We start from the raw sequence: 20505 nt of genomic DNA, 5'->3' as shown, positions 1-20505 counted from the left end.
ATGGACCTCTCCGCCCTGCAAGGCCTGCTCTCCACCGTCCCGGGCATCCGCGTGGCCTGTGTCGGCGACCTGATGCTCGACCGCTTCGTCTATGGCGAGGTGAGCCGGGTGTCGCCCGAGGCGCCCATCCCGGTGCTGGCGCGGCAGAGGGAGCTGGTCATGCTGGGGGCGGCCGGAAACGTCGCCCGCAACGTGGCGGCGCTCGGCGGACATGTCTGCCTGGTCGGAATCCTGGGCGGCGACGCCGAGGGGCACGAGGCCCTGCGGCTGGTCTCGGCCGAGCCCGGGGTGGAAGGCTTCATCGTCACCGACGCCAGCCGGCCGACCACCCTGAAGACCCGCTTCGTCTCGGGCGGTCAGCAGCTCCTGCGCGTCGACAATGAGATCAGCGCGCCGGCGTCGGGCGAGGCCGAGGAGCGGCTGGTGCGCACGATCCGCGACGTGGCCAGCGACGTGGGGCTGATCCTGCTGTCGGACTACGGCAAGGGCGTGGTGACCCCGGCCGTCATCGCCGCCTGCCGTGAGACGGGCGCGCAGATCATCGTCGACTCCAAGGCCCGGAGCTTCGCCCGCTACGGCGAGGTGGACATCGTCAAGCCGAACGCCGCGGAACTGGCCCACGCCACCGACATGCCGACCTCCACGAACGAGGAGGTCGCCGCGGCGCTGGAGCACGCCCTGACCCTGTGCGAGGCGCGCGCCATTCTGGTCACCCGTTCGGCCAAGGGCATCTCGCTGGCCGTGCGCGGGGAGCCGGTGCGGCATTTCCCAGGCGTGCCCAAGGAGGTCTTCGACGCCTCGGGCGCAGGCGACACCACCCTGGCCGCCCTGGGCCTGGCGCTCGCCGCAAAGGCTCCGGTCGAGGAGGCCATCGCCTTCGCCATGCTGGCGTCCGGCGTGGCGGTCGGAAAGGCGGGAACCGCCGTCGTCACGCCGGCCGAACTGGTCGAAGCCTCGCTCTCGGCCCACCTGGCGCCGGCGGAGGCCAAGGTGGCCACGGCGCAGCGCATGGCCGACGAGGTCGCCCGCTGGCGCGCCCAGGGGCTGCGCGTCGGTTTCACCAACGGGTGCTTCGACATCCTCCACAAGGGGCATGTGGCCTACCTCAACCAGGCGCGGAGCTGGTGCGATCGGCTGATCGTCGGCGTCAACGCCGACGCCTCGGTCAAGCGGCTGAAAGGCGAGGGACGTCCGGTCAACGACCTGGAGAGCCGCGCCATTGTCCTCGCCGGTCTCGGCTGCGTCGATCTGGTCGTGCCGTTCGAGGAGGACACGCCCCTGAAGCTGATCGAGGCTGCGCGCCCCGACGTGCTGATCAAGGGGGCGGACTATACCGAAGCCCAGGTGGTGGGCGCCGATCTGGTCAAGGGCTGGGGCGGAGAGGTGCGGCTTGCCGAGATCGTGCAGGGCTTCTCCACCACGGCCGCCATCGCCCGCATGCAGGAGAAGGCATGAGCCGCCGTATCGTCTTCGTGACCGGCGGGGCCGGTTTCATCGGCTCCAACATCGTCGCGCGCCTGGCGCAGGACCGGGCGCTGGACGTGGTCGTCTGCGACCGCCTGCGGGAGGCCGAGCTCGGCAAGTGGCGCAACATCGCCAAGCATCCGATCGGCGACTTCGTGGCGCCGGAGGACATGTTCGACTGGCTGGAGAAGCGCTGGCGCGACGTCGAACTGGTCGTCCACATGGGGGCGGTGTCGTCCACCACGGAGCCGGACGCCGACAAGATCGTACAGTCGAACTTCTGCCTCTCGCGCGACCTCTTCCGCTGGTGCACGGACCGCCAGCGGCGGCTGATCTACGCCTCGTCGGCGGCGACCTACGGCGACGGTCATCTGGGCTTTGGGGACGACAACAGCTTCGAGGCTCTGGCGGCCCTGCGTCCGCTGAACGCCTATGGCTGGTCGAAGGCCCAGTTCGACCTGTTCGCCGTCCGTCAGGCGGCTCGCGAATATGCGCCGCCGCAGTGGGCGGGCCTGAAGTTCTTCAACGTCTACGGCCCCAACGAATACCACAAAGGGTCGATGAAGTCGGTCGTGGCCCAGATCTGGCCGAAGGTTGCGGCCGGGGAGACCGTGCAGCTCTTCAAGTCGCACCGCGAGGGCGTGCCCGACGGCGGCCAGATGCGGGACTTCGTCTATGTCCGCGACGTCGCCGACGTGGTCGCCTGGCTGGCCGCCAATCCGCAGGTGAGCGGGGTCTACAATCTGGGTTCGGGCCAGGCGCGCAGCTTCGCCGACCTGGCGAAGGCGACCTTCGCCGCCGCCGGCCGCGCGCCTGCGATCGACTATGTCCCCACGCCGATCGCCATCCGGGACAAGTACCAGTACTTCACCGAGGCCGGCATGACGCGGCTTCGCCAGGCGGGCTACGAGGCGCCGTTCACCGCCCTCGAGGATGGGGTCAAGGACTACGTCACAAGCTATCTGGCGACCGACGATCCCTATCGCTGAGCGGCTTTCGCAGGCCCCGTCGGCTGTGGAATAGTCGCGCAGCATGCTCGACCGATCCCGACGCACGAAGATCTGGCTGGCGCTCGCCGGCGCCCTCGTCCTGGCGATCGTGGCCACGGGCGTCCTGGTCTGGCGAGACGACATCCTGCGGACGGGTCTCGACCCGAAGGTGCCGTTCCAGACCTATGATCCGCCGCCCGCGCCCGACTATTCGGACCGCGCCGCCTGGCGGCTACTGCCCACCGATCCCCTGACCTGGAGCGACGAAGCGCCGCCCGCCGACGTCTTCTTCGTCGGACCGACCCTCTATGACGGGGGGCGGCACTGGAATGCGCCGATCGACGATGCGCGCGCCGACCGCTTCTTCCGGCGCACGGTCGGGCCGAACTATGTCGGGCCCTTCGTGGAGGCGGGGCGCGTCTTCGCGCCGCGATACCGGCAGGGCAGCCTCTACACCATGCTGACCTTGCGGGATGACGCGCGTGAGGCGCGCCGATTCGCCTACGAGGACGTCCGCCGCGCCTTCCGGCACTACCTGGCCGCCTACAATTCCGGCCGGCCGCTGATCCTCGTCGGGGTGGAGCAGGGCGGCGTCCTGGCGAGCCGCCTGCTGGCCGAGGAGATCGCCGGCGACCCGGAACTGGCGCGCCGCCTCGTCGCCGCCTACCTCGTGGAGACGGCGGTGGAGGCTCAGAACCCGCCGTTCACGCCCTGCGTGGCGGCGGCCGAGCCCGGATGCCTGGCGGCCTGGGTTTCGGCCTATGAAGGCGAACGCGACCGGGCGCAGAACCTGAGGGACCGGTCGCTCGTCTGGAACGGGCAGGGGGAGCTGACCAATCTGTCCGGCCCGCCGCTCTGCTTCAATCCGCTCCTCGGCCGCGTCAGCCAGGAGGCCGCGCCGGCGCGGCTGGCCAAGGGGGCGACCAACGCCACGGGGCTCGAATGGGGCGCCCGTCCGGCGCTGCAGACACGGCAGGTCTCGGCCAAGTGCGAGCGCGGCGTGCTGATGGTTTCGCGTCCCCGCTCGGCCGCCTTCAAGCGGGCCGGCTCCTGGGCCGACCGGCGCAAGGTGCCGGGCTACAACCTCTTCTACGGCGACCTGGAGGCCGACGCCGAGGCGCGCCTGGCGACCCTGCTGGCCGACCCGAACTTCCCCCGCGCGGCCCGCCCGATCGTGGAGACCGCCGAGGTGCCCCGGGCCCCCGTCCACCGGATCGACTAGCCCGCCTCCTGCGCTGCCTGGGGCCGCCAGTCGAACAGGGCCTGCAGGACCCGCAGGGCCTGCCCCCGCTCGGAGGTCAGTTCCGGATCGCGGGCCAGGATCAGGCGCGCATCGTCGCCGGCGGCGGCGATCAGGTCGCGGTGGGCGATGGGATCGGCGAAGACATAGTCCGGAAAGCCGCTCTGGCGCAGGCCGAGCGGATCGCCGCCGCCGCGCAGCTCCAGGTCCGTCTCGGCGATCTGGAAGCCGTCGTCGGTCCGGCGCAGGACATCCAGGCGCTTCTGGCCGGTCTCGGAGAGAGGCGGGTCGTAGAGAAGCACGCAGGCGCTCTCCGCCCGTCCGCGGCCGACGCGGCCGCGCAACTGGTGCAACTGAGCCAGGCCGAAGCGCTCGGCCTGCTCGATCACCATGATGGTGGCGTTGGGCACGTTCACCCCGACCTCCACGACGGTCGTGGCCACCAGCACCGACAGGCGACCTTCGGCGAAGTCGGCCATGACGGCGTCCTTCTCCGCCGGCGGCATCTTGCCGTGGACCAGGCCGACGCCCGCCCCCACCCGGGCCCGCAGTTCCGCGGCGCGGCGTTCGGCGGCGGCGAGGTCCGTCTTCTCCGATTCCGAGACCAGCGGGCAGATCCAGAAGGCCTGGGCGCCGGACTGGGCGGCCGCCTTCAGCCGCGCCTCGACCTCGAAGATGCGGGCCATGGGAACCGCGCGCGTGGCGACGGGCGTGCGCCCTGGCGGCTTCTCGTCGATGCGCGAGACATCCAGGTCGCCGAAGACGGTGAGTTCGAGGGTCCGCGGGATCGGGGTGGCGGACATGGCCAGCAGGTGGGTCGCCTCGCCCTTGGCCTGCAGACGCTGGCGTTCGGCGACGCCGAAGCGATGCTGCTCGTCGATCACGGTCAGGCGCAGGTCGTGAAACACGACGTCGTTCTGGAAGAGCGCGTGGGTGCCGACGGCGACCTGGACCGCGCCGCTGGCCAGGGCGCGGAGTTTCTCGGCCCGCGCGGCGCCCTTGTCGCGCCCCGTCAGAAGCACCGCCGCGATCCCCTGGGCTTCCAGCGGCGCGGCCAGGGTCTCGAAGTGCTGGCGGGCGAGGATCTCCGTCGGCGCCATCAGGGCGCTCTGGCCGCCGGCCTCCGCCACGTCGGCCATGGCCAGCATGGCCACGACGGTCTTGCCGGAGCCGACGTCGCCCTGGACCAGGCGCGACATCCGCTCCCCGCTGGCGAAGTCCCGGCGCACGTCGGCGAGCGCCCGGCGCTGCGCGCCGGTCAGCGCAAAGGGGAGGGCGGCCTCCAGCGCCTCGGCCACCCGTCCGGAGGCGATCGGACGCGTCGGTTCGGCCCGCCGCACGGCCCGGCGCTGGCCCATGGCCAGTTGGTGGGCCAGCAACTCGTCATAGGCCAGGCGGCGGCGATGGGGCGCCTGCAGCGAGAAATCCGCCTCGACGGCCGGCGAATGCAGTCGCCGCAGCGCCTCAAGCCAGCTGGGCCAGGCCTGGCGGGCGAGCCAGGCGGGGTCCTGCCACTCCGGCAGGTCGGCGGCGCGCGCCACCGCGTCGAGGACGATCCTGCGCACCGTGCGGGCGGGCAGGCCCGCAGTGGCCGGATAGACGGGCTCGATCTCCGGGATCTGGTCGGCCTTCTCGACCGGCAGCAGGTAGTCCGGATGGGCGACCTGAATCTCCGACCCGAACCGTTCGACCTTGCCGCTCACCAGCCGGCGCGCGCCGACCGGATGCTGCGCCTCGAGCCGCCCGCCCATGCCGCCGAAGTAGACCAGGGTGAGGAACCCCGTGCCGTCGAAGGTCCGAACCCGCCAGGGCTGGGACGGGTTGCGGGGCGGCTGGTAGGCGTCGATGGTGACGGCGAAGGTCTGGACCGCCCCCTCCAGCGCGCTGGCCACGGTGGCCGGGACGCGGTGGATGACGCTGTGCGGCGCCAGGAAGGCCACGTCGCGCACGTGTGGTCCGGCCAGCTTCGCCAGCAGAGGCGCGACGCGCGGCCCCACGCCCTTCAGGGCGCCGATCTCGGCGAAGAGGGGATACAGAATCTCCGGGCGCATGGCGGCGAACATAGCGCGGCCGCCGTCGGCGCGCGCCCTGGACCGCCGAGCGCCGCTGTGATGATCTCACCGGCACATCGAACAAGGGGGAGTTTTCGATGAAGCCCTGGATGATCGCGCTCACGACGGCCGCGGCGCTGGCCGCCTGCAGTCCGCCGGCCGACGCGCCGGAGACGCCCGAACCCGTGACGCCGGCCGTGGCGACCGCTGAGACGGCTACGCCCGAACTGACCGGCTTCACCCATGCCGCGGGCGAGGACCTCTTCGGCTACTACATTCCCACCCAGGAGGTCCGCATCGGCGACCTGAAGCTCGATCACCTTCACATCGGCGGCGAGACGGAGTTCCAGGCCTGGGCCCGCGGCGAGCGGAGCGAGACCTATGCGCCCGTGATGCTGGAGTTCTCCGATCTCTCGAGCCCGACGGTGACCAACGAACTCGGTCAGGTGGTCCATACCAAGACCGTTCGCGTCCTGCCCTCGGCCTACAAGCTGGGCCAGGGCGACTTCCGCTTCGTCGGCAGCCATCCGGAAATCGGCGACGTCCGCATCGACGGGACGATCGACCTGGAGCAACTCAACGCCGAGCGGCTGGACGCCAATGTCGCCGCCGGAGAGGCGCAGCCCGTCCTGCGCGCCGCCGCCGAGATCGGACCCGAACAGCTGAAGACCCTGTCCTTCTACTGGTTCGGCGGCGACTGACCGGAACGCCGGACGGTCGGACACGTTGAGGGCGCTGGCGCCGGCCGACCGGGCGCTCTATATCCGCGCCCTCAATGGCCGAAACGCACGACATCCGACTCAAGCGCCTGAAGTACCGCGCATGGCACCGCGGCTTCGTCGAAGCGGACCTTATCCTGGGCCCGTTCGTCGACGCCTATGCCGCCGACTTCACGCCCGCCCAGCTCGACGAGCTGGAGCATCTGTTCGATCAGCCGGACCAGGACCTCTACGCGTGGATCGTCGAGCGCACGCCGACGCCGCCGGAGTTCGACGGCGAGATGATGAGCCGCATCAAGGTCTTCAGAGACCAGGCGCATCTTCGCAACGGAGCCTCCAATGGCTGACGGCGCGGCGGGGCCCAGCACGACCCAGCTGAAGCGTCTGAACACCGACCCCGAGCGCATCGACATCGTCGGCGCGCCGGAGGGCGTGGACGCGCTCACCCTGGCCGACATCGTCCGCGCCCGCGGAGCCTTGAGCGTCTACATCGCGCGCGACACCACGCGGATGTCCGCCTTCGCCGACGCCTTCGCCTTCTTCGCGCCGGATGTGGAGATCCTGCGCCTGCCGTCGTGGGACTGCCTGCCCTATGACCGCATCGGCCCCTCGGCCGGGGTGGCGGCCCAGCGGATGAGCACGCTTGCCCGCCTCGCCAAGGGCGGGTTCGAGCCGAAGAAGCCGGCCCTGCTGGTCGCCGCCGTCCCCGCCACCATCCAGCGCGTGCCGCCCCGGGCCACGGTGCAGGCCGCCTCCTACGCCGCGCGGACCGGCAATCAGGTCGAGATCGCCGACCTGGAGCGCTATTTCGCGATCAACGGTTATCAGCGCGCCTCGACCGTCTCCGAGAAGGGCGAGTTCGCCATCCGCGGCGGCGTCATCGACGTCTTCCCGCCCTCGGCCGAGGAGCCCGTCCGCCTCGACCTCTTCGGCGACATCCTGGAATCGATCCGCGCCTTCGACCCCGAAACCCAGCGCTCGACGAAGCAGCTGAAGGAGGTCGAGCTTCTCGCCGTCAGCGAGGCCCTGCTCGATGCGGACTCAGTCTCGCGCTTCCGCAAGGGCTATGTCGCCGCCTTCGGCGCGCCCGGCGACGACCCGCTCTATGCCACCGTCAGCGAAGGCGGCCGGCGCGCCGGCATGGAGCACTGGCTGCCTCTCTATTACGAGCGCCTGGAAACGGTGTTCGACTATCTGCCGGACGGGACCCTGATCGCGGTGGATCACCTGGCCACGGACGCCCGCGACGAGCGCCTGGCCATGATCGCGGACGCCTATTCGGCGCGGATGGAGGCGGATCGCAAGTCGAACTACCGGCCGCTGGCCCCAGATCTGCTCTATCTCACGGCGCAAGAATGGGAGTCCGCGCTCGCCGTGCGGCCCACGCGGCGCTTCTCGGCCTTCAACACGGTCGAGGGCGAACAGGTCGTCGATCTCGGCGCGCGCGCGGGGCGCAACTTCGCTCCGGAACGCCAGCGCGACAGCGTCAATCTGTTCGAGGCGGCGGTGGATCACGCCAAGGCGCTGTCGGAGGCGGGCAAGCGCGTCCTCTTCGCCTCCTGGACCGAAGGCGCCTCAGAGCGCCTCGGCGTCATGCTGACCGACCACGGCCTCGGCAAGGCGCCCTTTGCAGCCTACTGGCAGGCCGCCAAGGCGGCCGATCCGAAGATCCCGCAGCGGGTCGTCCTGCCGCTGGAGGCGGGGTTCGAGACCGACAGGCTGGCGGTCATCTCCGAGACCGACATCCTCGGGGACCGGCTGGCGCGGCCGCGCAAGCGCCGGCGGGCGGCCAACTTCCTGGCCGAGGCCTCGGCCCTCACGCCCGGCGACCTCGTGGTCCACATCGACCACGGCATCGGCCGCTATGACGGGCTGAAGACGCTCGAAGTCCAGGGCGCCCCGCACGACTGCCTGGAGCTGCAGTACGGCGGGGAGTCCAAGCTCTACCTGCCGGTCGAGAACATCGACCTGCTGACCCGCTACGGCTCCGAGACCGAGGGGGTCATGCTCGACCGCCTGGGCGGCGCGGCCTGGCAGGCGCGCAAGGCGCGCGCCAAGGAACGCCTGCGCGAGATGGCCGAGGGGCTGATCCGTCTGGCGGCCGAGCGCGCGCTCAAGACCACGCCGGAGATCGATCCGCCGCAGGGGGTGTTCGACGAGTTCTGCGCCCGCTTCCCCTACGAGGAGACCGACGACCAGCTGGCCGCCATCGGCGACGTCCTGACCGATCTCGGCTCGGGCAAGCCCATGGATCGGCTGGTCTGCGGCGACGTGGGTTTCGGCAAGACCGAGGTGGCGCTGCGGGCGGCCTTCGTGACCGCCATGAGCGGCCAGCAGGTCGCCGTGGTCTGCCCGACCACCCTGCTGGCGCGACAGCACTTCAAGACCTTCGAGACGCGGTTCCAGGGCTGGCCGGTGAAGGTGCGGCGCCTGTCGCGCCTGGTTCCCGCCAAGGAAGCCGCCGAGACCCGCGAGGGCCTCAAGAACGGGGAGGTCGAGATCGTGGTCGGCACCCACGCGGTGCTCTCCAAGCAGGTCGGCTTCAAGGACCTCGGCCTCGTCATCGTCGATGAGGAGCAGCACTTCGGGGTCAAGCACAAGGAGAAGCTCAAGGAGCTTCGCGCCGACGTGCACATGCTGACGCTCACCGCCACGCCGATCCCGCGCACCCTGCAGATGTCGCTCTCGGGGATCCGCGAGATGTCGATCATCGCCACGCCGCCCGTCGACCGGCTGGCGGTGCGCACCTACGTCACCCCGTGGGATCCGGTGGCCATCCGCGAAGCCCTGCTGCGCGAGAAGTATCGCGGCGGCCAGGCCTACTTCGTCACGCCGCGGATCTCCGACCTGCCCAAGCTGGAGCAGTTCCTGCGCGAGCACGTGCCTGAGGTGCGCTACGTGGTCGGCCATGGCCAGATGTCGGCCACTCAGCTCGAGGAGGTCATGTCGGCCTTCTATGACGGCCAGTACGACGTGCTGCTGTCCACGACGATCGTCGAGTCGGGCCTGGACGTGCCGACGGCCAACACCATGGTCATCCACCGCGCCGACATGTTCGGCCTGGCCCAGCTCTATCAGCTCCGCGGGCGCGTCGGCCGGGCCAAGGCGCGGGCCTATGCCTACCTGACCACGCCCGACGACAAGCAGGTGACGCTGTCGGCGGAGAAGCGCCTGCGGGTGCTTCAGTCGCTCGACAGCCTGGGCGCCGGCTTCCAGCTCGCCAGCCACGACCTCGACATCCGGGGCGGGGGCAACCTCCTGGGCGACGAGCAGTCGGGCCACATCCGCGAGATCGGGGTCGAGCTCTACCAGCAGATGCTGGAGGACGCGGTCAACGAGCTGAAGTCCCTGGCCGGCGCCGAGGGCGTGGCCGACCGGGGCTGGTCGCCGCAGATCAACACCGGCGCGGCGGTGCTCATTCCCGAGGAGTACGTGCCCGACCTCAACGTCCGGCTGTCCCTCTATCGCCGCCTGTCCGACGCCGAGAAGTCGGCCGACCGCGAGGCGCTGGCCGCCGAACTCATCGACCGGTTCGGTCCCCTGCCGCCGGAAACCGACCAGCTTCTCAAGGTCGTGGCCATCAAGGGTATGTGCCGCGAAGCCAACGTCGCCAAGATCGACGTCGGGCCGAAGGGCGCCGTCGTCACCTTCCGCAACGACGAGTTCCCCAACCCGGCCGGGCTCGTGGGGTTCGTTCAGAAGAACCACATGGGCTGGAAGCTGCGCCCCGACCACAAGGCCGTGGTCAAGGGCGAGTGGGAGAGCCCCGAGCAGCGGCTGAACGCCGCCGAGCGCATCCTGACCGAACTGTCCCGGCTGGCGACGGGCGGCGCCTGAGGCTTTCGCCTCAGGTCGCCATGGCGCGGCTGGCGGCCTCTTCGAGGGCGCGACCGACGCCCTGGGTCGGGCTGACCTCGGCGACGCCGATGTCGAACTCCACGACGAAGGGACTGCGGCCTTCGCCCGCCTCGAAGGCGGTGCAGCCGATGACGGCGGCGATCCGTTCGCCCGCCGCGCGGGCCGCGGCCGCCCCCGTGGCGGGCAGGGCGAGGGCGAAGACCTCGTGGCTGAGCCGTGCGGCGGTGTCCTCCACCCGCACCAGCCGGCCGATCATGGCCCCGATCTGGGGGATCGCCCGGTCGAGCCAGCCCTGGGCGCGAGCCTCGGCGACATCGGTCCGCTCGGCCACCTTCAGCACGCAGACCGACAGCGGCCGGTTGCGGATACGCGCGGCCTGGGCCAGCCGGCTGAGGTGGGCGGCGAAGAGGTCGCGGGTGAAGAGTCCGGTGGCGGGGTCCATCAGGCCGGAGCTGCGCGCCCGCTCCAGCGCCTTTCGGACGCCGGACTGCGCGCGATAGCTGCGGGCCAGCTCGATGACCCGGCCCGCGGTCTCGATCTCCGGAGTGCCGGGTGAGGCGACGTCGGAGACCCCGCGGTGATAGGCCTCCGACATGGTGAGGTAGGACTCCTCGCGCATGTAGAGCAGGGCCGGCACGTGGTAGAGGCGGGTGTTGCGCCGCATGCCGGCGGCGATGGAAAGCGCCTCGTTGGGATTGTCGCCGGCCCACAGCACCACGGCGTCGAACGCCCGCTCGTGCAGGTAGTCGAAGGCGGTGTAGGCGGTGAAGGCGCCGACCACCTCGGCGCCGCTGCTGGCGAGCGCGTTCGACAGGGCCAGGAACTGTGGCGCGGGTTCGCCGATCGCCAGGATGCGGAAGGGTTCGGCCTCCGGCTCCACCGGATCGAGCCGTCGGCCGCGCTCGCCGAAGGTCTCCTGCCGCAGCTCGTACTCTTCCTCGGCCACCGCCAGGCGCACGAGGTTCTCCAGGCGCAGCACCGCCTGGGCGGGGTGCAGGGGGGGAGCCAGGATCAGATCGAAGTCCTGGAGCTTATCGTCGGGCTCGCCGATGGCCACCACCGGGAGGCGGCGAGGATGGCATGCCGCCTTCAGCCGGCGCGCCAGCGTCCGCGCCTCCGGACCGCCGCTGGGCAGGTCGATGATGGCCGCCTCGATCTGCAGGTCGCTCAGCGCAGCTATGGCGGCGTAGGGCCCGCGCGCGGTGATCGTCCGCCAGCCGAGACGGTCGAGCCCCTCGGCCAAGGGGCCGGCCAGCGCGTCATCTCGCGCGACGATGAGGACCCGCGCCTGGACGCCTGCGGCCATTCTCTGCACCTTTGACGCATTCACTCAAACTCGTCCGCCCGGCGTCTCCAGACGACGGGAATCAGACGAGGACAAGATATCCCGCCCTTGGCGGTCGGGACAGGGACGAGGCGCCGTGGTTCGGCGCCCGGGAGGATCGGATGGTCGCGGAACGGCCCTTGGAAGGCAAGGTGGCGGTTGTCACCGGCGCATCGGGCGGACTGGGCGCCCATTTCGCCCGCGTGCTGGCGGGACGCGGGGCGCGGGTGGCGCTGACCGCCCGTCGGACGGGGCGGCTGGACGGAGAGGCCGAGGCCATCCGGAGCGCGGGCGGCGAGGCCCGCGCCTACGGCCTCGACGTGGCCGACGCCGCGGCGATCGCACCGTGCTTCGAGCGCGTCCAAGCCGAGCTCGGGCCCATCTCGATCCTGATCAACAACGCCGGCGTCGGCGGCGAGGGGCGGGCGCTCGACCTCACGCCCGAGGCCTGGGACCAGACCTTCGCGGTCAATGTGAAGGGCGTCTTCTTCTGCGCCCAGGCGGCGGCGCGCCAGATGATCGGGAGCGGCGTGGCCGAAGCCGGGGAGGGGCGGATCGTCAACATCGCCTCCATAGCCAGCCACACCGTTCTGCCGGGCCTTCCGGCCTACTGCGCCTCCAAGGCCGCCGTCGCCATGCTGACCAGGTCCCTGGCGCGGGAGTGGGCGAGGCGGCGCATCGCCGTCAACGCCCTCTGCCCCGGCTATGTTCAGACCGACATCAACGCCGACTGGTTCGCCACGGACGGCGGCCGTCGGCAGATCGAGGGCTTTCCCCGCAGGCGTCTGATGGAGGCCGGCGACCTCGACGCCGCGCTCCTGATGCTGGCGGGCCCGGCGGCGCAGGCGATCACGGGAACCCTGGTGACCATCGACGACGGGCAGTCTCTGCCCTGATCCGTCCGCGTCACGCCCTTGGCTGACGGCGCGTCACGGGCCTTACATGGCTCCGCAAAGAGCCACGGGAGGAAGGGTCGCATGCGCCAGGGTCCGCTGACGGGACTGAAGATCGTCGAGTTCGCCGGGATCGGGCCGGGGCCCTTCTGCGGCATGCTCCTGTCCGACCTGGGCGCCGACGTGGTGCGGATCGACCGAAAGGGGCAGGGGCGCGCCTCGCCCGCCGACGTGACCAGCCGCGGCCGCCGCTCCATCGGCATGGACCTGAAGTCTCCCGACGCCGTCGAAGCCTGCCTGAAGCTGATGGAAGGCGCGGACGCCATCTTCGAAGGCTTCCGGCCGGGGGTGATGGAGCGCCTCGGCCTGGGGCCCGACGTGGCGCTCGGGCGCAATCCGAAGCTGGTCTACGGCCGCATGACCGGCTGGGGCCAGACCGGCCCATACGCGCCCGCCGCCGGCCACGATATGAACTACATCGCCATCACGGGCGCCCTGGAGGCGATCGGAACCGAGGACAAGCCGGTTCCGCCGCTGAATCTGGTGGGCGATTTCGGGGGCGGCGCGCTCTATCTCGCCTTCGGCCTCCTGGCCGGGATCATCCATGCGCGCGAGACCGGGCAGGGGCAGGTCATCGACTGCGCCATGAGCGACGGCGCGGCTTCGCTGATGGCCATGTTCTACGGCTTCAAGGCCTCGGGCATGTGGCAGCCTGGCCGGCGCAACAACATGCTCGACGGCGGCGCCCACTTCTACGACACCTACCGGTGCAAGGACGGCCGCTGGATCTCCATCGGCTCCATCGAGCCGCAGTTCTACGCCCTGCTGCTGGAGAAGACGGGCATCACCGATCCGGCCTTCGCCCAGCAGATGAACCGCGGCGAGTGGGAGCCGCTCCGCCAGAAGCTCGCCGAGGTCATCGCCGGCAAGACGCGCGAGGAGTGGACGCAGATCATGGGCGGCACGGACGTCTGCTTCGCTCCGGTTCTGGACATGGACGAGGCGCCGAGTCATCCGCACAACCGGGCCCGCGAGACCTTCGTCGAGGTGTCCGGAGTCGTGCAGCCGGCGCCTGCGCCGCGGTTTTCCGTCACGCCGGGCGCGATCCAGGGGCCGCCGCCGGCCATCGGCGCCCATGATCGCGAAGCCTTGGGCGACTGGGGCTTCTCCGACGACGAGATCGCCGCCCTGCGGGCCGCCGGCGCCATCGCCACCGCTTCATAAGCACCTGAACAAACGGGCCTATTTCCGTTCAGCCGGGGTTCAGGCGGCGGAACTGATAGTGGCCCCAGGTTGGTCGCCGCGCTCTCCCGTCCCTCGAAGCGGCGACGGCCCGATGGAACGACACGCCCATCGGCGGCGCGTCCTGGTGAAGACCGGGGCGCGCCGTCAACCTATGGGACGGGTTGCACAGCCTCGAATTCCCTGGTCAACCTTGCGCGCATGTCGATCCACCAGGAGCTTGACCGTTTGGGCTTGCGCGACTGGGACCCGGTCCATGCGGTGCGGCTGTCGCTCGCCACGATCGGGCGAGCCCTGACCCGCCTCTGGGGACGCGACGTGATGCTCTATGTGGGCGGCACGTCCTTCTTCATCATGCTCGCCATCTTTCCCGCCGTGGCGCTGCTGATCGGCGTCTACAGCCTGCTCGCCGATCCGGCCCAGGCCGAGTTCCAGGCCGAGGCCCTGGCGCGGCTGATGCCTTCGGGCGCGCGCGAGATCTTCCAGGCGGAACTGGAGCGTCTCGCCCACGCCCCGCGGGACGCCATCTCGGCCCAGAGCGGCCTCGCCGTGGTGATCGGCGCCTATGCGGCGCATCGGGGCTTCAAGGCCCTGCTGGCGGGGCTGTCCTTCATCCACGACGAGCCCGATCCCCGCGGATTCGTGGGCTTCAACCTCCTGGCCCTGCTCGTCCTCCTCGCCGCCGCGGCCATGATGGGCCTGGTCTCCTCGCTCTTCCTCGGCCTGCGGGTGCTGTCCTCGACCTTCGACCTGCGGCCCCTGGCCGGCGTCTCGTGGCTCTACAGCGAGTGGACGTGGGCGAGCGCCGGTCTGACCCTCGGGATGAGCCTGGTCTACCGGTTCGCCATGTCGCGGCGCACGGTCGCCTGGCGCGCTTCGATCTCCGGCGGCTTCGCGGCCGCCGTGCTGTGCCTGTTCGCCTCATGGGCCAGCGCCTTCTACGTGGAGCAGATCGCCCATCTCGGCGCGACCTACGGCTCGATCTCCGCCGTGGTCGTCTTCCTGATCTGGCTGTCCTGGAGCGTGAACGCGGTCTTCTTCGGCGGCGCCCTCGCCACCGAGATCGAGATCCGCCTGGACGAGCACCGGCGACTGATGCTGCTGCGCGACCTGCGCCCGCAGAATCCTAGGCTGACTTCGCGACCAGGAAGCTGAGCCCGCCGTCGGCCTCGGCCTGTTCGAGCACCTCGGCGCCGACGGAGGCGGCGAAGTGGGGCACGTCGATGCGCGCCAGCGGATCGTCGGCCAGGAGGCGGACACGGGCGCCCGAGGGCGCAGCTTCCAGGGCTCTGCGCAGGCGGAGGGTCGGCACGGGGCAGCGATGGCCGCGGGCGTCGACGAGGATTTCGGTCGGCGGCATGGCGCCTCCGATAGCGCGCCTGCCGGACGAGGCATAGGCGCCGGCGCGCCGCACGGCTCCAAGCGGCGCTTTGCGCGTTAGGCGCAGGAGCAGAGGCAGGAGAACACCCGATGGCCAATCCAGAGGTCTTCGCCACCAGCATCCCCGCGCGGCTCGACCGGTTGCCCTGGTCGCGCTTTCACTGGCTGGTCGTGACGGCGCTGGGCGTCACCTGGATACTGGACGGCCTGGAGGTGACCCTGGTCGGTTCGCTTTCGCCGGCCATCGCCGGCCCGGACGGCCTGAACCTCACCTCCACCCAGATCGGCCTGACCGGCAGCGCCTACATACTGGGGGCCGTGGTGGGCGCCCTGACCTTCGGACGCCTGACCGACCGGTTCGGCCGGAAGAAGCTCTTCACCGCAACCGTCTTCGTCTATCTGCTCGCCACCATCGCCACCGGCTTCTCCTGGGACTTCTGGTCCTTCATGCTCTTCCGCTTCCTCACCGGGGCGGGCATCGGCGGCGAGTACGGGGCGGTCAATTCGGCGATCCAGGAGCTGATCCCGGCCCGGCGGCGCGGCTTCACCGATCTGGTCATCAACGGCAGCTTCTGGGTCGGCGCGGCCCTGGGCGCCACGGGCTCGATCTTCCTCCTGAACGCGGAGCTGATCGACCAGGCGCTGGGCTGGCGGCTGGCCTTCATCATCGGCGGGGCGCTGGCCCTGATCATCATCTACATCCGCCGCTTCATGCCCGAGAGCCCCCGCTGGCTGATGACTCACGGTCGGGTGGAGGAGGCCGAAGCCATCGTCGCCCAGATCGAGGCGAGCGTGGAGCGGCACACGGGCGAGAAGCTGCCGCCCCACACCGAGCTCGCCAGCCTGCGGCTCGTCAGGCGCACGAGCACCAGCTGGCTTGAGATCCTCAGCACGCTGATCCGCCGACACCCGAAGCGCACGGCGCTGGGCATCACCCTGATGGCCACACAGGCCTTCTGCTACAACGCGATCTTCTTCACCTACGCGCTGATCCTGACGGAGTTCTACGACATCGAGCCGGCCCATATCGGGTGGTTCATGCTCCCCTTCGCGCTCGGCAACTTCATGGGCCCGCTGCTCCTCGGACGCTTCTTCGACAGCTGGGGACGCAAGCCGATGATCACCCTGACCTACGGGCTGGCCGGCGTGCTCATGTGCGTCACCGGCTGGATGTTCAGCCAGGGCCTGCTGTCGGCGCCGGCGCAGACGGCGGCCTGGACGGTGATCTTCTTCTTCGCCTCGGCCGGCGCCAGCGCCGCCTACCTCACCATCGGCGAGAGCTTTCCGCTCGAGGTGCGGGCCATCACGATCTCGATGTTCTACGCCTTCGGCACGCTCGTCGGCGGCGTCGGCGGCCCGGCCCTGTTCGGCGCCCTGATCGACACCGGGGAGCGCAGCCAGATCCTCTGGGGCTATCTCCTTGGCGGGGGCCTGATGGTCCTGGCGGCCACCGTGGAGATGAAGCTCGGCATCGCGGCGGAACGCCGGCCGCTGGAGGAGGTGGCTCCGCCGCTCTCGCTCGCCCCCGAGGATGTGCCCTGACCGACGCGGTCGAGTGCGGCTGGGGTGGAGCCACGGCGCGGCTTGGGCATTATGGTGCGAGCCGCCGTGACCGAAACCTCCTCGCCATCGCCTGAACGTGACGCCGCCGGGCGCCGCCGCGCCCGCCGCAGACGCGCTGTCGGGGCGATCGTGCTCGGACTGCTGGCCGCCCTGGTGCTGACTCTCGCCGCCCTCTACGCCGCGCGACGGGCCCTGGCTCGGGAGGCGCTCGTCGGCTGGCTCGAATCGCGCGGCGTGGACGCTGAGGTGAGTTTCGAATCGCTGGAGCCGCGGGGACTGGTCGGCGATCTGCGCATCGGTCCGGCCGAGGCGCCGATCGTCAGCGCCGACCACGCCGAGGTGGCCTACCGCTTGACCGGCCCCTGGGCGGGCGAGGCGTTCGGGCTCGAGGTCCGCTCCGTCCGCCTGAGAGCGCCCACCGTGCGGGCGGCCCTCGAGGATGACGGCCTCAGCTTCGGCGCCCTGGACCCGATCATCGCCGAGTTCCGCGCCCGGCCGCCCCGGCCCGAGGCGCAGCCCCCGGAAATCATCGTTGAAAACGCCATCGTACATCTGCGGCACGCCGCGGGCGTCGCCCGCATCCGGGCAAGCGCGGCCTATCGCGAGGGCCAGCTCCGGCAGTTGAGCGCGCAGGTGGGAGAGACCGCGCTGGCGGGGGAGGGGTTCTCCGCCGAGGTCGGGGCCGCCCGCCTTGGCATGGTCACGCGCGACGACCGCGTCAGCTTCAGCCTGGTCGCGGAGCTCGAGCAGGGAGCCTGGGGCGATCGCCGGGTCGCACAGTCCCGGCTCAGCCTCGCCGGGTCGGCGCCCTATCCCGACCTCGGCGGACAGGTCCTCGAGGGGCCGGTCCGGATCGTGGCGAGCCTGCGCGGCGGCTCGATCTCGACGCCCGAGGGGACCGCCAAGGACCTGGTGCTGGCCGGCGGTTTCCGCGGAGACGTCGGCGGCTGGCGTGACGGCGTTCGCCTCTCCGGCGCCGTGGACGCCGCCCTGACGAGCCAGACGGCGGCGGTGGCGGGGCTCGACCTCTCCGGAGCCCGGCTCGCCATCCGCTCGGACAGGCTGACCTGGAACACGCGAGGGGCCGGCGCCCTGCAGGGCCCCCTGAGGCTCAGCCTGACGGCCGGACGCGCGGCGCTGGGCGACCTCTCCCTGCGCGATGTCAGCGCCCGGCTGACCGGCCAGGCGCACGCCGCCGAAGGCCTGGTGCGCGCCGAGCTTTCCGGACCGGTGTCCGGCCGGGGGTCCTGGAGCGCTCTTGGCCCGCCCGCCGCAGGGGATCCCGAGGAACTGGCCGCCATCAAGCGAGCGGCGGCCGACTTCGTGCTGACCGCGCCGCAGGTCCAGGTGCGTCACGACGCCGAGGGTCTGGCCGTGGCCCTTGGAGAGCCCGCCGTGGCGCGCACGGCCGGCGGCGGGCGGCTGGTAGTGCGGCCGCGCGGCGGGGCGCCCCTGTTCGGCGGCGGCGGCGGAGCGCTCGAGCTTTCCATGGAAGGCGGCGGCCTGCCGCAGATCGCCGCCGACGTCCGGCGCTACAGCACCGGCCCAGGCGGCCTGGAGGCGACTCTCGCCCTGCAGACGGCGGCTTCGTTCGGCCCTTTGCGGGAGATGGAGACGACCGTCGAGGGCGTGCTGCGCGCCGGCGAGAGCGGCCTCACCCTGGCCGCGACCGGCTGCGCGCCTTTTGAGATGGACCGGCTGGAGGCCGGCGAGAACAGCGTGGAGGACCTCGCGGCCAGACTCTGTCCGGCCGGCGAGCCCCTGGTGCGGATCGCCGACGGCCAGTGGCGCCTGGCGGCGGACGTCGAAGGCGCACGGGCCGAAATCCCCTTCCTGCAGGCGAAGGCTCAGGGCGCCGAGGGCCGCCTGCGGGTCGGCTCGGCCGCAGAGGGCCTTCGGCTGGAGGCGCAGGTGGATCAGGCGCGACTGGTCGACGCCTCGCCCACGACCCGCTTCCATCCGCTGGCGGTCTCCGGCGCCGCCAGCCTGCGTGACGAGCTGTGGCGCGGCGATCTGCAGCTCTCCACGCCTGCGGGCGCCCGGGTCGCACAGGTGAGCCTGCGGCACGACGAGGCGGCCGGCGCGGGCGGCGTCGCAATCGATACGGACCGGCTGACCTTCCGCGAAGGCGGACTCCAGCCGGCCGACCTTTCGCCCCTGGCCGAACCTCTCGGCGCGCCGGTCTTCGGCGAGGCCCGGTTCTCGGGGACCTTCGACTGGACCGGGACGGGCGCCGACAGCGCGGGCCTGCTGGAGATCTTCGGCCTCGATTTCCGCAGTCCCGCCGGCGCGCTGGAGGGGCTGAAGGGCCAGATCGCCTTCACCAGCCTCGCGCCGCTGGAGACGGCGCCGGACCAGCAGCTGACGGCCGCGCGGATCGACAGCCTGGCCCCCCTGACCTCACCGCAGGTGAGCTTCCAGCTTCAACCGGACGCCCTGGTCCTTGAGGGCGGGCGGCTCTCCGTCGGCGGCGGCCAGGCCCTTCTGGCGCCCAGCCGGATCCCCTTCAGCAACGGCGAGACGTGGGAGGGCGAGCTGACGCTCGAGGGCGTGCAGCTCTCCGACTTCGTGGAGGGTTCGCCCTTCGCCGACCGCGTCGATCTGGACGCACGGGTCAGCGGATCGCTGCCGTTCAAGGTCACGGCCGAGGGGCTGCGGTTCGAGGAAGGGCGGTTGAGCGCCATTGAACCGGGGCGGCTGTCCATCCGCCGGGAGGCGCTGACGACCATCGACGCGGCCGGGGGCGGAACCCGGGCGGAGCTGGAAACGCCAGGCGGCGAGGGCGCGGCGACGGTCACCGAGCAGCCCGACACCAACACCGCGGTGGAATTCGCCTATCAGGCCATGGAGCATCTGGCCTTCGACCTGCTGGATGCGGAGGTGAACAGCCTGCCCGGCGGCCGGCTGGGGGTGCTGTTCCACATCCGGGGGGAGCACGCCCCGCCGGAACGCCAGGAGATCCGGCTGACGCTGGCGGAGCTGATCAGCCGTAACTTCCTCAACCGCGAGCTGCCGCTGCCTTCAGGCACCAAAGTCGATTTGACGCTGGACACCTCCCTGAACCTGGATCAGCTCTTGCGCGACTACGTTGAAGCCCAGGAGTCGGCCGGTTCAGCCGAGGTTCAGGCCCCGCCGCCAGACTAGGAACTCGACCGCCGTGCGCAGACGCAATTCAGGGAGCCCAGGCTTGACCACGACCAAGAGACACATGCTCGGCGCGCTTATGGGCGTGTCCGCTTTGACCGCCGTCGCCGCCTGCGCGCCCACCGTTCGGGTCAAGGTCGACCCGATCACCATCTATGCCAAGCTGGACGCCGATGTGCGCCTGCGCCTGGACGAGGACGTCCGAGCGCTGATCCAGCAAAACCCGAACCTGTTCTGAAGGGGATGAACATGACCCGCATGAGAACGCTGGCCCTCGCCGCCGCCCTGCTGGGCGCCGCCGGGCTCGCGAGCGTCGGCCTCGGCGCCGCGCCGGCCATGGCGCAGACCGCCGAGCAGAAGTCCCTGGTGGACGCCGCCAAGGCCCAGGGGATCGTCGGCGAGAAGGCCGACGGCTATCTCGGCTTCGTCGTCGCTTCCAGCGACGCCGCCCTGCAGCGGGCGGTGCAGGCGATCAATGACGGCCGCGCAGACCTTTACCGGCAGGCCGCGGCCCGCAACGGCGTGTCCGTGGCCGCCGCCGGCGCAGCGGCCTACGAACAGGTGGTCTCCAGCCGTCTGCGGCCCGGCGAGTATTACCAGACCCCCGACGGCTCCTGGCGGCGCAAATAGGCCGCGCG

Annotated in this window: 16 protein-coding genes; 13 read left to right on the top strand and 3 right to left on the bottom strand. The window is 71.1% G+C overall.

The window, feature by feature from the left end; all coding sequences use genetic code 11:
• From rfaE2 to H2041_RS03675, 3 genes are read left to right on the top strand one after another with little or no spacing between them, the layout of a single operon-like run.
• The gene (rfaE2, locus tag H2041_RS03685) at positions 1–1455 is read left to right on the top strand and encodes a D-glycero-beta-D-manno-heptose 1-phosphate adenylyltransferase (RefSeq protein ID WP_293409587.1); all 1455 of its coding nucleotides are present in this window, start codon (positions 1–3) and stop codon (positions 1453–1455) included.
• Complete coding sequence (gene rfaD, locus H2041_RS03680; protein ID WP_293409585.1) at positions 1452–2453, top strand: ADP-glyceromanno-heptose 6-epimerase; 1002 nt, start codon at positions 1452–1454, stop codon at positions 2451–2453. Before rfaE2 ends, rfaD begins: the two co-directional genes overlap by 4 nt.
• A gap of 43 nt (positions 2454–2496) precedes the next feature.
• The gene (locus H2041_RS03675) at positions 2497–3675 is read left to right on the top strand and encodes a DUF3089 domain-containing protein (protein ID WP_293409582.1); all 1179 of its coding nucleotides are present in this window, start codon (positions 2497–2499) and stop codon (positions 3673–3675) included.
• Here H2041_RS03675 and recG read toward each other — a convergent pair.
• The gene (recG, locus tag H2041_RS03670) at positions 3672–5744 is read right to left on the bottom strand and encodes an ATP-dependent DNA helicase RecG (RefSeq protein ID WP_293410068.1); all 2073 of its coding nucleotides are present in this window, start codon (positions 5742–5744) and stop codon (positions 3672–3674) included. The genes H2041_RS03675 and recG overlap by 4 nt on opposite strands.
• A 98-nt stretch (positions 5745–5842) precedes the next feature.
• On the opposite strand from recG, the gene H2041_RS03665 reads away from it, so the two are divergent.
• The 3 genes from H2041_RS03665 (at position 5843) to mfd (ending at position 10300) form a co-directional block, all read left to right on the top strand.
• Positions 5843–6445, top strand: a complete 603-nt coding sequence (locus tag H2041_RS03665; RefSeq protein ID WP_293409579.1) for a hypothetical protein — start codon at positions 5843–5845, stop codon at positions 6443–6445.
• A gap of 74 nt (positions 6446–6519) precedes the next feature.
• Positions 6520–6810, top strand: coding sequence for a succinate dehydrogenase assembly factor 2 (locus tag H2041_RS03660; protein ID WP_293409576.1), 291 nt, complete (start codon positions 6520–6522; stop codon positions 6808–6810).
• Positions 6803–10300, top strand: a complete 3498-nt coding sequence (gene mfd, locus H2041_RS03655) for a transcription-repair coupling factor (RefSeq protein WP_293409573.1) — start codon at positions 6803–6805, stop codon at positions 10298–10300. Before H2041_RS03660 ends, mfd begins: the two co-directional genes overlap by 8 nt.
• 10 nt (positions 10301–10310) lie before the next feature.
• Here mfd and H2041_RS03650 read toward each other — a convergent pair whose 3' ends face one another.
• A complete protein-coding gene (locus H2041_RS03650; protein ID WP_293409570.1) occupies positions 10311–11627 on the bottom strand; it encodes a diguanylate cyclase in 1317 nt (438 codons plus the stop codon).
• Between the two features lie 170 nt (positions 11628–11797).
• On the opposite strand from H2041_RS03650, the gene H2041_RS03645 reads away from it, so the two are divergent.
• The 3 genes from H2041_RS03645 (at position 11798) to H2041_RS03635 (ending at position 14935) form a co-directional block, all read left to right on the top strand.
• On the top strand, positions 11798–12541 hold the full coding sequence (locus H2041_RS03645; RefSeq protein WP_293409567.1) for an SDR family NAD(P)-dependent oxidoreductase: 744 nt from the start codon (positions 11798–11800) through the stop codon (positions 12539–12541).
• Positions 12542–12622: 81 nt separating this feature from the next.
• Entirely contained in the window at positions 12623–13762 is a 1140-nt protein-coding gene (locus H2041_RS03640; RefSeq protein WP_293409564.1) for a CaiB/BaiF CoA-transferase family protein, read from the top strand.
• Between the two features lie 219 nt (positions 13763–13981).
• The gene (locus H2041_RS03635; protein ID WP_293409561.1) at positions 13982–14935 is read left to right on the top strand and encodes a YihY/virulence factor BrkB family protein; all 954 of its coding nucleotides are present in this window, start codon (positions 13982–13984) and stop codon (positions 14933–14935) included.
• Here H2041_RS03635 and H2041_RS03630 read toward each other — a convergent pair.
• Complete coding sequence (locus tag H2041_RS03630) at positions 14907–15140, bottom strand: sulfurtransferase TusA family protein (RefSeq protein ID WP_293409558.1); 234 nt, start codon at positions 15138–15140, stop codon at positions 14907–14909. The genes H2041_RS03635 and H2041_RS03630 overlap by 29 nt on opposite strands.
• 110 nt (positions 15141–15250) lie before the next feature.
• Between H2041_RS03630 and H2041_RS03625 the strand changes: the two genes are divergently transcribed.
• From H2041_RS03625 to H2041_RS03610, 4 genes are all read left to right on the top strand, one after another.
• Positions 15251–16702 (top strand): MFS transporter, encoded by a 1452-nt coding sequence (locus H2041_RS03625; RefSeq protein WP_293409555.1) that lies wholly within the window; start codon positions 15251–15253, stop codon positions 16700–16702.
• Between the two features lie 150 nt (positions 16703–16852).
• Positions 16853–19867 (top strand): YdbH domain-containing protein, encoded by a 3015-nt coding sequence (locus H2041_RS03620; RefSeq protein WP_293409552.1) that lies wholly within the window; start codon positions 16853–16855, stop codon positions 19865–19867.
• Between the two features lie 64 nt (positions 19868–19931).
• On the top strand, positions 19932–20105 hold the full coding sequence (locus H2041_RS03615) for a YnbE family lipoprotein (protein WP_293410064.1): 174 nt from the start codon (positions 19932–19934) through the stop codon (positions 20103–20105).
• Positions 20106–20116: 11 nt separating this feature from the next.
• Positions 20117–20497: a YdbL family protein gene (locus H2041_RS03610; RefSeq protein WP_293409550.1), complete on the top strand. Its 381-nt coding sequence runs from the start codon at positions 20117–20119 to the stop codon at positions 20495–20497.
• Positions 20498–20505 lie beyond the last annotated feature (8 nt).

The sequence above is a fragment of the Phenylobacterium sp. genome, assembly GCF_013911965.1.
Lineage (GTDB): Bacteria > Pseudomonadota > Alphaproteobacteria > Caulobacterales > Caulobacteraceae > Phenylobacterium.
This window is presented reverse-complemented; position numbering and strand designations above follow the sequence as displayed.